We start from the raw sequence: 14691 nt of genomic DNA, 5'->3' as shown, positions 1-14691 counted from the left end.
GGTACAGGATCTCCAACTGGTGGAGGTATAGATTGCGGTTGTGGTACTGGGGGCGATGGCGCAGCTATGTTATTATGCGAAATAAAAAGAAGAATTACTACCAATTTTAACGATTTAACTTTCATATTACGTATGATTAAGAGGTGTGAAACTAATTAAATTGTAATTTTTTACTATTCTATTCTTGGTATGACAATAATTAGGCTTAGTAATCTATTTATTCAAAGATACAAAATATCCTACAAAACAAAAGGAGATGTGTTTTTGGAAATTACAAATAAATTCCTTATATACAATTGTTTATTATTTTTGTATTCTAATTTTGAAAACTTAAATATTGCACTTTTACTAATAATTCCCACCTAGGTATTATTGGTAATTACTTCGGAAGAGATGAAACCGCCTTTTTTGCTTTGGGGTAGAAAACAGTATAAATTAGCAAGTTCTTACTAATAACACAAAGCAAAAAACCAACCCAATAAGGCTCTAAGAAGTCTAAGTTCGAATATATTAAGTTGTTAATTTCCCGCATTTATCAAAAAAGTTGCCTATTTTTAGATACAAATAGAATTATCTTACTCATTTAAAACAAGATAGAGTTCTTGTAAATTGATAATTCTAAGTTTCGCGGCAAAATCGTGGCAAAGTGATTAAAAAAATTAACGAATGTAGTATAGGCAAGGGTTTCAAGCTTAATGTTCGAATCCTGCTCTCCCCATAAAAAAGTCCTGAAACATTTCAGGACTTTTTTATGACCTAAGAAAACATTATAAAACCTGCAAATCCTAAGACTCATAGTTTTTTTTCTTTTAGACTGTTGATGGTGTAGTTCAGGAATACAAGTGGAGCAGACCCGTTTTTAAGTCAACTAAAGATTTTGCTTACCTACAAACCAACACGAATCATGTCAATCTTGGTTTTAGCAGAAATATTGAAAAACTCAATGGCCCTAATGGGTTTTTAGAGAGTACCGGAAAAACGATGCGACATGTCAAGATTAAAGCTGTTTCAGACATAGATGCCCAACTGTTTAGCCAATTGTTTGTCGCTGTGAATGAAGATTAAGCTGTTGTAATCTTCAACATCTAAAATCTATTATTACTTTTACTAAACTGTTATTTAGTGCTAAGCCGCTGATTAAAACAAACTGTTATAAAAAAAGTAGCCGTCTCAAATTTTGAGACAGCTACTTGTCCATAAAAACATAATCTTCCAAATAAATGTTTCTATTTTTTTTTGATTACACTTCTGGTAAATTATAAAGCAACAACAATAAATTCGCTACGTCTATTAGCCTGATGCTCTTCTTCTGTACATTTTACACCATCAGAACATCCGTTTATCAGTTGTGTTTCTCCATATCCTTTACCTTCTAATCTGCTCGGATTTATTCCATTTTGAACTAACCACTTAATAGTCGATTTCGCCCTTCTGTCAGATAATCCCTCGTTATATTTGTGAGTCTGACGGCTATCGGTATGGGAACGTATATCCAGTTTCATTTCCGGATACTGTTTTAAAACATCTAAAATTTTCTCAAGATCCAGTACTGCCTCCGCTCTGATGTCTGATTTATCTAAGGCAAAGTAGATCATTTTTATGCCAAAACATTTCGCTAAATCATCGCCAATTGTTACCGTACATCCTAATTTTTCAAGGGTAATTGGCAAGTTTGTTTTTCCTGTTTCATTTGATACGGTAACGCTTAATTCCTTAGTCAAATATTTCTCTTTTTCAGCCCTCACATGGTACGTTTTCAAACACTCGACAGAGAAAGTATAGTTACCGGATTCATCTGAATAAGTTGTTCCTACTACATTAAACTGGCTATCAAATAAGGTTAATTTGGTGTTTGGTAAAATTTCGCCGGTGCCAACATCAGTTATTACACCATACAATTCCTGAGTACAAGTTACCTTTTTTGTTCTCAAAAATTCATAAATATCATCAGCCCCCTTCCCTCCTTCTCTATTGGAGGAGAAAAAACCTCTTTGAGATTTGGTGTCGATTATAAAAGCAAAATCATCCCGCACTGAATTGATATCTGCGCCAATATTTTGAATATCACTTACACCGTTTTCATTGATTTTTCCACTAAAAACATCCAAGCCTCCAAGACCGGGATGTCCGTCTGAAGCAAAATAGATTTCATTTTCATCTGTAATATAAGGGAATGTTTCTTTTCCCTCCGTATTGATACTTTTCCCCAGATTAACCGGAGTACCGAATCCTCCATTACTATTGATACTAACTTTGAAAATATCCGATTGTCCAAATGTTCCGGGCATATCTGATGCAAAATATAATGTTTTCTCATCCGGACTCAATGCGGGATGTGCGGTACTATAGTCGTTACTGTCGAATGGAAGTTCTGTGATATTTACCCAATCTCCATTTTCAAACGTGGCCTTGTATATTTTAATCAAGGTAGTGTTCGTTCCATCTTTCCCTTTTTTATCATTAATGTAGTTGTTTCGTGTAAAATACACTGTTTTTCCATCCTTTGTAAACACTGGTGTAGATTCGTGATACTTCGAATTTATTTTGGACTGAATCTTTTTCGGTTTCTCCGCTTTAAAATCCTGATCTATATCCGATTCGTACAGATTGGTAAAACTTTCGTTGGTCCATTTGTGCTTGCGTTGTCCCAAACTACCCGTATCTCTGGCCGAAGTAAAAACAATCTTGTTGTTATAAAATGCAGTCCCGTAATCGGAGTATTTACTATTTATTCCGGGATCGCTAATTTTATAGATGCCTGTATTGGCTTTAATTTCATCAATATAATTCTTATCCTCTTCATAAAGTTTACCTCGTCTGTCATTTCCTGCTTTTTGATTGAACAAATCAAGCATCTGATTGGCTTTGACCACATCGCCGGTAGATTTTAATGATTGTGCATAACGATAGTAGTATTCCGGTTCTATTTCCACATTCATGGCAAATAATTTACCATACCATTTTGCAGCTTTTTCAAATTCTGAATTGAAATACAAGGAGTTCCCCAGTTTCTTAAGCATGTCTTCAGAGCTGTATCCTTTTTCGGCTAAACGTTCATATGTTTTAATGGCATCGATATAAGCGTAACTATTGTATTTTTTATCCGCAGCAATTACTTTCTTCTGTTGCGAATAAGTGTTTGATGGCAAAAAACATAGTATTGTGAGGCAAAAGAGTATAAAATTTTTCATGTTTTACTATTTTTTAGGGTAATATTTATGAGTGGTCTCTATTATTCAATCTGACTTACTCTCTGGCAGTATTCCCGGATAATTCATTAAATTTTTTAAGCATTTCATTCGCTTTATCGTTTTCTCCAACTGATCGTAATGAAAGCGAAAAACGATAATAATATTCAGGCTCTAAGTCAGAAGTCATTTTGAATAAATCTGCATAGCTTTTGGCGGCGCTATCCATGTCTCCATTAAAAAAATAAGCATTTCCTGTTTTTTTCAGCATATCGACCGATCTGTAACCTTTATTATACATTCTTTCATATGTTTTTATCACATCGATATAAACAGAAACATTTTTCTTTTTCTTAATCTCCGTTGTTGTAATAGCAGATGAATCTTCGATTACCCTTGATTTGGCAGCTTTTAATTTTAAAGTATTATTTTCTGCATTGGCAAACTTTGGCGTTATAGTACGAGTGTTGTTAGGCCCCAGATTATTTGTGTTTATTAGTTCAGGATCAGTCACATCATAGGTTGTCTTGTGACTCCCAAATTTTACATTAATGATTTCTTCAACGTGATAATATGCAACTTTTTTCCCGGGATAATTTTTGTCTGTCATGGCCAGGACATTCGTTTTTGAATCTCCAATTTTCTTTTGATTCAAATAAAGATTACTGACATTTTGCGCAAAACAATTGAATGAAAACATACTAACTATTGTTGTATAATAAAGGAGTAAATGATTTTTCATAATATCGTTTTAAATGAATATTGCCTACTTTTTGAAGTACCACTAATATTTAAATGCTATATTTTTTCTTTCTGTACAACCTTTTTAATTATAGTATTTAGAAGAATCTCGGTGTCGTTATTCGATCATTTTTTCTTAAAAATTCGTAACGCAGAAAGATTTCATGTGATCCTGAGTTGTAATTGTTTAAATTGGTGGTTTCGTAATCATAACCATAGCCAATATACATTCCATCACTAATTTGAAAGCCCACCATGGCGCTCATTGCGGCACTCCATCTGTAAGCCACTCCGGCTACAAACTTGTCCATAAACATAAAATTGGCAGAAACATCTACTTGCAGAGGAGCACCTTCAACTACTTTAGTCAGTACGGCAGGTTTAAACTTTATGTATTGATAATGATCTAAATCAAATACATAACCGGCCATTAAATAATAATTCATTTTATCTTTATAAATCGCCACATCGTTATCATCATATCGATTGGTTTCAATAAATCCGGGCACAGACAAACCAACATAAGCTTTATCGGAATGCCAGTAAACCCCTGCTCCTACATTTGGATAAAATTTATTGGTTAAGTTTTGAAATTTTGGATCTCCCTGACTGGCAGGATGCAATCGGTTAACATCCAGATTAAACAAATTGGCTGTTCCTTTGATACCAAAAGAGAGCTTAAAATTTGCTGATGTGCGGATCGTGTAAGATATATCAGTTGATATTGCGTTTTCATTCGTGGGACCAATTTTATCACTTACAAAGGAAACTCCTACTCCTAAGTTACTGCCATTTATTGGTGTATTAACCGAAAAACTGCTTGTTTCCGGAGCTCCGTCAAGCCCAATCCACTGGGTGCGGTACAGTCCGAAAATACTTAAAGCTCCACGGGACCCCGCATAGGCCGGATTAATACTTATGGTGTTGTACATATATTGTGTGAACTGAGCATCTTGTTGAGCATAACCGGCAAAGGATATAAGCGCTAAAACTATTATTTTAATCTTCATTTTCGTATATTTTAAATTATAAGTAGGGAAAGAAAATTAACCTGAACTAGTTGTTTAAATACAAATAACCAGACTTATCATGCATTTTAGAAGCGTTATCAACATACTTTAGAATATAGAAATAAGTTCCATCCGGTAATTTCTCATTTCTGGAAATTGTTGTTCTGCCATCTGAATAACCTCTGAAAAAATTCTCATTAGAACCATAATTAGTTGTCTCAAATACTTTAACTCCCCAACGGTTATAAATTTCAACTGTATTATTCTGGTAACATGTTAAACCTTTAATAAGAAACTCATCATTAATTCCATCTGAATTTGGAGAAACAGCGTTGAATACTTCAACATTACAGTCTTGTATGGCGAGAATAGTAGGATCATTTTCTAAGAAGCTGTTATCATCAGAAAGATCACTAACTTTAGTATTAGAAGGAGTTGTTCCCTCTGCCATAGCCTGATTAACAACCGATCCAAAATCAATATCGGCCTGAGTAATGCGATAAACACCGCTAAAATTTGTAGTGTTTATTTCGCCAATCCCTAAATTAATTGGGCTTCCGGACAAAACTAATCCTAGTAAATTATCCGTTACCATTACATTGGTTAAAGGTGTGTTACCTGTATTTTTAACTTCAAAACTATATCTAATAGTTTCCCCAACTTGTACATATCCGTCCTGATTTTCATCTACAAATTGTGATTTTTTTATAATAGCAATACCCGGACATTCACTATTACTTATCGTAATGGGCACTGCTTCTGATTGACAACCCAAAGCACTTCTTACAATCACAAGATAAGTCCCTGCTGCAAGTCCTTCTTTAATGTTATTTGCGCTAAAAGTATTACCGTTATCAAAACTATAAGTATCGCCTGCATTTTGAATTTTTATGGTAATAGTACCACTTGTTCTTGTACAGTTTGGTTGTAAACGTGTTATCTCAAAAGCTCTTGGTGTTATTCTTGGTGTAGCCACACCCGAACCGGCAAGACTTGTGCAACCGTTAACAGTAGCAGTAATGCTATACGTCCCAGCTATAGATACCGTGATACTTGATGTTGTCGCTCCATTGCTCCACAATAAAGAACCTAAAGCTGTAGTTGACAAAGTAGATGTGCCATCACAATTATCAACAACAGTTACCACTGGCGCTACTGGTGGAACTGGAATGGCATTGATCGTTAAATTCGTTGGTAATGAAACACAGCCTGTAGTGGTATTGGTTGTCGTTACGGCATAAGTACCAGGAGCCAGATTAGCGAAAGTAGTACCCGACTGCGTTACCGCAGGTCTCACCGGACTGGTACCCGTTACGGTGTACGTTACATTGGCTGCAGGAGCCGGTGCTGTAACTACTATGATACCCGTAGGGGTTAAACAGTCTGGCTGATCCGTTACACTTGCGGTTGGTGCTACTGGTGGAACTGGAACGGCATTGATGGTTAAATTGGTTGGTAACGAAACACAGCCTGTAGTGGTATTGGTAGTCGTTACGGCGTAAGTACCCGGGGCCAGATTGGCAAAGGTAGCCGTAGACTGTGTCACTGCAGGAGTCACTGGAGCGGTACCCGTTACAGTATAAGTTACATTAGCCGCAGGAGCCGGAGCGGTAACTACGATAGTTCCTGTTGGAGTTAAACAGTCTGGTTGAACCGTTACACTCGCCGTTGGCGCTGCAGGGTTACCCGGAACGGCATTGATGGTTAAATTCGTTGGCAAGGAAACACAGCCTGTAGTGGTATTGGTGGTCGTTACGGCATAAGTACCCGGAGCCAGATTGGCAAAAGTAGCCGTAGACTGTGTCACCGCAGGTCTCACCGGAGCGGTACCTGTTACGGTATAAGTCACATTGGCCGCAGGAGCCGGTGCTGTAACTACTATGGTACCCGTAGGGGTTAAACAGTCTGGCTGAGCCGTTACACTGGCCGTTGGTGCTGCCGGATTCCCCGGAACGGCATTGATGGTTAGATTTGTAGGCAATGAAACACAACCCGTAGTGGTATTGGTTGTCGTTACGGCATAAGTACCCGGAGCCAGATTGGCAAAGGTAGTCGTAGACTGTGTCACTGCAGGGGTTACTGGACTGGTGCCCGTTACAGTATAAGTCACATTGGCCGCAGGAGCCGGAGCTGTGACTACAATGGTACCCGTAAGGGTTAAACAGTCAGGTTGAACCGTTACACTGGCTGTTGGCGCTGTAGGGTTACCCGGAACGGCATTGATGGTTAGATTTGTAGGCAATGAAACACAGCCTGTAGTGGTATTGGTTGTCGTTACGGCATAAGTACCAGGAGCCAGATTAGCGAAAGTAGTACCCGACTGCGTTACCGCAGGTCTCACCGGACTGGTACCCGTTACGGTGTACGTTACATTGGCTGCAGGAGCCGGTGCTGTAACTACTATGATACCCGTAGGGGTTAAACAGTCTGGCTGATCCGTTACACTTGCGGTTGGTGCTACTGGTGGAACTGGAACGGCATTGATGGTTAAATTGGTTGGTAACGAAACACAGCCTGTAGTGGTATTGGTAGTCGTTACGGCGTAAGTACCCGGGGCCAGATTGGCAAAGGTAGCCGTAGACTGTGTCACTGCAGGGGTTACTGGACTGGTGCCCGTTACAGTATAAGTCACATTGGCCGCAGGAGCCGGAGCTGTGACTACAATGGTACCCGTAAGGGTTAAACAATCAGGTTGAACCGTTACACTGGCCGTTGGTGCTGCAGGGTTACCCGGAACGGCATTGATGGTTAAATTGGTAGGTAACGAAATACAGCCTGTAGTAGTATTAGTGGTCGTTACGGCATAAGTACCCGGAGCCAGATTGGCAAAAGTAGCCGTAGACTGTGTCACCGCAGGTCTCACCGGAGCGGTACCTGTTACGGTATAAGTCACATTGGCCGCAGGAGCCGGAGCAGTAACTACAATGGTTCCCGTTGGAGTTAAACAATCAGGTTGTACGATTACACTCGCCGTTGGTGCTACTGGGTTACCCGGAACAGCATTGATGGTTAAATTCGTAGGCAACGAAACACAGCCTGTAGTGGTATTGGTGGTCGTTACAGCATAAGTACCAGGAGCCAAATTGGCAAAGGTAGTTGTAGACTGTGTCACTGAAGGAGTTACCGGACTAGTGCCCGTTACAGTATAAGTTACATTAGCCGCAGGAGCCGGAGCGGTAATTACGATAGTTCCTGTTGGAGTTAAACAGTCAGGTTGAACCGTTACACTGGCTGTTGGCGCTGTAGGGTTACCCGGAACGGCATTGATGGTTAGATTTGTAGGCAATGAAACACAGCCTGTAGTGGTATTGGTTGTCGTTACGGCATAAGTACCAGGAGCCAGATTAGCGAAAGTAGTACCCGACTGCGTTACCGCAGGTCTCACCGGACTGGTACCCGTTACGGTGTACGTTACATTGGCTGCAGGAGCCGGTGCTGTAACTACTATGATACCCGTAGGGGTTAAACAGTCTGGCTGATCCGTTACACTTGCGGTTGGTGCTACTGGTGGAACTGGAACGGCATTGATGGTTAAATTGGTTGGTAACGAAACACAGCCTGTAGTGGTATTGGTAGTCGTTACGGCGTAAGTACCCGGGGCCAGATTGGCAAAGGTAGCCGTAGACTGTGTCACTGAAGGAGTTACCGGACTAGTGCCCGTTACAGTATAAGTTACATTAGCCGCAGGAGCCGGAGCGGTAACTACGATAGTTCCTGTTGGAGTTAAACAGTCTGGTTGAACCGTTACACTCGCCGTTGGCGCTGCAGGGTTACCCGGAACGGCATTGATGGTTAGATTTGTAGGCAATGAAACACAGCCTGTAGTGGTATTGGTGGTCGTTACGGCATAAGTACCCGGAGCCAGATTGGCAAAGGTAGTCGTAGACTGTGTCACCGCAGGTCTCACCGGAGCGGTACCTGTTACGGTATAAGTCACATTGGCCGCAGGAGCCGGTGCTGTAACTACTATGGTACCCGTAGGGGTTAAACAGTCTGGCTGAGCCGTTACACTGGCCGTTGGTGCTGCCGGATTCCCCGGAACGGCATTGATGGTTAGATTTGTAGGCAATGAAACACAGCCTGTAGTAGTATTAGTGGTCGTTACGGCATAAGTACCCGGAGCCAGATTGGCAAAGGTAGTCGTAGACTGTGTCACTGCAGGTCTCACCGGACTGGTACCTCTTACAGTATACGTCACATTAGCCGCAGGTGTCGGAGCGGTAATTACGATAGTTCCTGTTGGAGTTAAACAGTCAGGTTGAACCGTTACACTGGCTGTTGGCGCTGCAGGGTTACCCGGAACGGCATTGATGGTTAAATTCGTTGGCAATGAAACACAGCCTGTAGTGGTATTAGTGGTCGTTACGGCGTAAGTACCCGGAGCCAGATTGGCAAAGGTAGTCGTAGACCGTGTCACCGAAGGAGTTACTGGACTGGTACCTGTTACGGTATAAGTCACATTAGCCGCAGGAGCCGGAGCAGTAACTACAATGGTGCCTGTTGGAGTCAAACAGTCTGGTTGAACCGTTACACTCGCAGTTGGTGCTACCGGATTCCCCGGAACGGCATTGATGGTTAGATTTGTAGGCAATGAAACACAACCCGTAGTGGTATTGGTGGTCGTTACGGCATAAGTACCAGGAGCCAGATTGGCAAAGGTAGCCGTAGACTTTGTCACTGAAGGAGTTACCGGACTAGTGCCCGTTACAGTATAAGTTACATTAGCCGCAGGAGCCGGAGCGGTAATTACGATAGTTCCTGTTGGAGTTAAACAGTCAGGTTGAACCGTTACACTGGCTGTTGGCGCTGCAGGGTTACCCGGAACGGCATTGATGGTTAAATTCGTTGGCAATGAAACACAGCCTGTAGTGGTATTAGTGGTCGTTACGGCGTAAGTACCCGGAGCCAGATTGGCAAAGGTAGTCGTAGACCGTGTCACCGAAGGAGTTACTGGACTGGTACCTGTTACGGTATAAGTCACATTAGCCGCAGGAGCCGGAGCAGTAACTACAATGGTGCCTGTTGGAGTCAAACAGTCTGGTTGAACCGTTACACTCGCAGTTGGTGCTACCGGATTCCCCGGAACGGCATTGATGGTTAGATTTGTAGGCAATGAAACACAACCCGTAGTGGTATTGGTGGTCGTTACGGCATAAGTACCAGGAGCCAGATTGGCAAAGGTAGCCGTAGACTTTGTCACTGAAGGAGTTACCGGACTAGTGCCCGTTACAGTATAAGTTACATTAGCCGCAGGAGCCGGAGCGGTAATTACGATAGTTCCTGTTGGAGTTAAACAGTCAGGTTGAACCGTTACACTGGCTGTTGGCGCTGCAGGGTTACCCGGAACGGCATTGATGGTTAAATTCGTTGGCAATGAAACACAGCCTGTAGTGGTATTAGTGGTCGTTACGGCGTAAGTACCCGGAGCCAGATTGGCAAAGGTAGTCGTAGACCGTGTCACCGAAGGAGTTACTGGACTGGTACCTGTTACGGTATAAGTCACATTAGCCGCAGGAGCCGGAGCAGTAACTACAATGGTGCCTGTTGGAGTCAAACAGTCTGGTTGAACCGTTACACTCGCAGTTGGTGCTACCGGATTCCCCGGAACGGCATTGATGGTTAGATTTGTAGGCAATGAAACACAACCCGTAGTGGTATTGGTGGTCGTTACGGCATAAGTACCAGGAGCCAGATTGGCAAAGGTAGCCGTAGACTTTGTCACTGAAGGAGTTACCGGACTAGTGCCCGTTACAGTATAAGTTACATTAGCCGCAGGAGCCGGAGCGGTAATTACGATAGTTCCTGTTGGAGTTAAACAGTCAGGTTGAACCGTTACACTGGCTGTTGGCGCTGCAGGGTTACCCGGAACGGCATTGATGGTTAAATTCGTTGGCAATGAAACACAGCCTGTAGTGGTATTAGTGGTCGTTACGGCATAAGTACCCGGAGCCAGATTGGCGAAAGTAGTACCCGACTGCGTTACCGCAGGTCTCACCGGACTGGTACCCGTTACGGTGTACGTTACATTGGCTGCAGGAGCCGGTGCTGTAACTACTATGGTACCCGTAGGGGTTAAACAGTCTGGCTGAGCCGTTACACTTGCGGTTGGCGCTACTGGTGGAACTGGAACGGCATTGATGGTTAAACTGGTTGGTAACGAAACACAGCCTGTAGTAGTATTAGTGGTCGTTACGGCATAAGTACCAGGAGCCAAATTGGCAAAGGTAGTCGTAGACTGTGTCACTGCAGGGGTTACTGGACTGGTGCCCGTTACAGTATAAGTCACATTGGCCGCAGGAGCCGGAGCTGTGACTACAATGGTACCCGTAAGGGTTAAACAATCAGGTTGAACCGTTACACTGGCCGTTGGTGCTGCAGGGTTACCCGGAACGGCATTGATGGTTAAATTGGTAGGTAACGAAATACAGCCTGTAGTAGTATTAGTGGTCGTTACGGCATAAGTACCCGGAGCCAAATTGGCAAAGGTAGTCGTAGACTGAGTCACCGCAGGAGTTACTGGACTGGTACCTGTTACGGTATAAGTCACATTGGCCGCTGGAGCCGGAGCGGTAACTACGATGGTACCCGTTGGAGTTAAACAGTTTGGTTGAACCGTTACACTTGCTGTTGGCGCTGCAGGGTTACCCGGAACGGCATTGATGGTTAAATTCGTTGGCAATGAAACACAGCCTGTAGTGGTATTAGTGGTCGTTACGGCGTAAGTACCAGGAGCTAAATTGGCAAAGGTAGTCGTAGACTGTGTCACTGCAGGGGTTACTGGACTGGTGCCCGTTACAGTATAAGTCACATTGGCCGCAGGAGCCGGAGCTGTAACTACAATGGTACCCGTAAGGGTTAAACAATCAGGTTGAACCGTTACACTGGCCGTTGGTGCTGCAGGGTTACCCGGAACGGCATTGATGGTTAAATTCGTTGGCAATGAAACACAGCCTGTAGTGGTATTAGTGGTCGTTACGGCATAAGCACCCGGAGCCAGATTAGCAAAGGTAGTCGTAGACTGCGTTACCGCAGGGGTTACCGGACTGGTACCCGTTACAGTATACGTTACATTGGCCGCAGGAGCCGGAGCTGTAACTACAATGGTTCCTGTTGGAGTTAGACAGTCTGGTTGAACCGTTACACTGGCTGTTGGCGCTGCAGGGTTACCCGGAACGGCATTGATGGTTAAATTGGTAGGTAACGAAACACAGCCTGTAGTGGTATTAGTGGTCGTTACGGCGTAAGTACCCGGAGCCAAATTGGCAAAGGTAGTCGTAGACCGTGTCACCGCAGGAGTTACCGGAGCGGTACCTGTTACGGTATAAGTCACATTAGCCGCAGGAGCCGGAGCGGTAACTACAATGGTTCCTGTTGGAGTTAAACAGTCTGGTTGAACCGTTACACTGGCCGTTGGTGCTGCAGGGTTCGCGTTTGGTGCCGAAACACCGCTTCCAGCTGCACTCACACAACCATTAGCAGCTGTTGTCGTTACGGTATAAGTTGCTGAATCAGTCACCGTAATACTTGAACCCGTTTGCCCATTGCTCCACAACAATGTACCCAGAGCCGTTGTTGATAGTACAGAATTACCACAATTATTTACTACGGTTACTATCGGAGTTGCCGGTGGAGTTGTATCTACTGTAACAACTACCGTATCTGTTTTAGAACAACCTGATTTCGTCGTCGTTAACTCATAAGTTGTTGTTACTGATGGATTCGCAAATGGATTTGAACTGGAATACGGACTATTAAAATCTAATCCAGTTGAGGGAGACCAGGAATAAGTAACTCCAGGCTCTGCTACCATTCCAATTTGTTTCCCCGTAACATTTATCGTACAGTTTTTAGTAAAATCGGAACCTGCATCAGCAGTTGGTCCTGTAATACTTGGAATTGTAAAAACTTCTGACGGGCTCGAAGTATAATCAGCCCCAATAATATATAAAGCTGCGGTATAAGCCTGATTGTAATTTAACCCGCTTATTACTCCCGCTGATGAAGTTGTTACACCGCTAACCGGAGTTCCACTAGGATATTCATAAAATCTATATTCGTATTCACTTGCATTATTCAAGTAGTTCGTTATAGTCGCCGTACCAGGCAGAGAACAAATACCTCCTATGGCTATAATAGGCGTGAACAAATCGATACTTTCACATCCAAACCCGTCATTATCGGACGAGGTATTGGATGGAAGAACCCAGTTAATATTAGTTGATCCCGGAAGATCTACATCTTTAAGTAAGTAAACATTTCCCGTATCATTATTAAAAAACATCATGACACCTTTGGAATCAATCCAAACTGCACCAAAATCATTTCCAATGGTATTCCCGAACCTATGGGAAACATTAGAATCTGTCAGCTTCAATACTCTGCTCTCAAGAGTTTGAGCAACTTCATCGATAATAATTAAAAAACACTCTGTTCGTGGACTAGTTCCTTTTCCTGCAATTCCATAAAATTTTCCGTTATAATACGTATAATCATTGGCCGAATAGGCTCCTCCCATGTTATTCGTAAGTGGTATCTGTTCAACATTAACGCTGAAAACTCCTCCGACAAAAGGCTGATTGACATTAAATCTTGTTAGAATATTCTTCGCCTCATCCCTGAAATAGATATAGTCACCTCTTGAAAACATATTGGCATAAATATCTTGTGTCCCCATTAAATTAAGGCTAATCTTTCCTACATAGCCAAAGCCAGCGGCCGGATCAAAAACCCTAACATCATGTAATGGATCAGTACCATCACCATTGATATACAAATATCCTGTGTTAGAATTGTAAGCCGAAGCAGCTCCAGAGGTAATTCCCGTAGTAACGGAAGTACTTAAGGCATTGAACCGCTGTAATGGCAAATTATACTCAAATATATTTACTGTAGTTCCAGTCCCTCCTCTGGTTTGATAGATGGAATTAAGCCCGGCACAAGTCTGTGCTTCCAGTTGATAAGAAATGCCTAATAAAAAAAGTAAAAAGACAGGCTTAAGAAAATTGAAGCTTTTTGGAGTAAAGTTTTTCATATATCAAATCTGTTTAAATAAAATGGTCATTTCGAAGTTTAATTTCTTTTGCACTGCTCTTAGATTCACATCTTAAAAAATTAGGCAAATGCAATTTTGTATTCCAAAATTAAGAACAGACCATTTTTTTAAACATTTTATTCGCAACAGAGTAGTATCGGTTTATAAAATGAGACTGTTTTGAAATAGGTAAAAAAAAGTAGATAGTACTTATTTACCACTTTTACAGATAGTTACAAACTTTTTATTTAAACATTAAATAATTCAAATATGATGCTTCACTTCAAGTTCAAAGTTCTTGTATAAAGAATTAATGCATCTATTTTCACAATAAAAGCGACTTTCACAGGTTAAATATTGAAACTTTTTCTTAAAATAATATTGATTTGAGTACTTGCAATTAATAAAAATAATCATATATATTTGACCCTATAATTGCATAGAATATTTATAATAAACTTGAGTAAATTATTTAAAAGATAAATTCTGACAAAACTTTATGCAGTGAAAATATATTCTGACAAAGCCTCATGAAGCGAAGGTAAATTCGCAAATATAAAAGGAGTAAATTCAATAGGATAAGAGGTAATTTTTAAGAGTTATCGAAAATACAAGCACAAAATAAGTTGATTTCTTTTCTGGTTTTAAAGACTATTTTACTGAATATCAAATCACTACAAGGATTTTCTCAACATACATTCTTCAAAATTTATAAAATGAA

The 14691-nt window shown here is 41.5% G+C and carries 4 protein-coding genes and 1 pseudogene; 1 reads left to right on the top strand and 4 read right to left on the bottom strand.

All coding sequences use genetic code 11. The features are described 5' to 3' along the window. Positions 1–831: 831 nt before the first annotated feature. Positions 832–1065 (top strand): annotated as a pseudogene (locus LNQ34_RS23670) (DUF1801 domain-containing protein); the annotation flags it as partial. Positions 1066–1256: 191 nt separating this feature from the next. On the opposite strand, the gene LNQ34_RS18580 reads toward LNQ34_RS23670, so the two are convergent. From LNQ34_RS18580 to LNQ34_RS18565, 4 genes are all read right to left on the bottom strand, one after another. Then, complete coding sequence (locus LNQ34_RS18580) at positions 1257–3191, bottom strand: OmpA family protein (RefSeq protein WP_230000814.1); 1935 nt, start codon at positions 3189–3191, stop codon at positions 1257–1259. A gap of 55 nt (positions 3192–3246) precedes the next feature. Next, positions 3247–3930, bottom strand: a complete 684-nt coding sequence (locus LNQ34_RS18575) for a tetratricopeptide repeat protein (RefSeq protein ID WP_230000813.1) — start codon at positions 3928–3930, stop codon at positions 3247–3249. Between the two features lie 97 nt (positions 3931–4027). After that, positions 4028–4939 (bottom strand): PorP/SprF family type IX secretion system membrane protein, encoded by a 912-nt coding sequence (locus LNQ34_RS18570; RefSeq protein ID WP_230000812.1) that lies wholly within the window; start codon positions 4937–4939, stop codon positions 4028–4030. Positions 4940–4985: 46 nt separating this feature from the next. Beyond that, positions 4986–13970: a T9SS type B sorting domain-containing protein gene (locus tag LNQ34_RS18565; RefSeq protein ID WP_230000811.1), complete on the bottom strand. Its 8985-nt coding sequence runs from the start codon at positions 13968–13970 to the stop codon at positions 4986–4988. Positions 13971–14691 lie beyond the last annotated feature (721 nt).

Source organism: Flavobacterium lipolyticum, assembly GCF_020905335.1.
Lineage (GTDB): Bacteria > Bacteroidota > Bacteroidia > Flavobacteriales > Flavobacteriaceae > Flavobacterium > Flavobacterium lipolyticum.
This window is presented reverse-complemented; position numbering and strand designations above follow the sequence as displayed.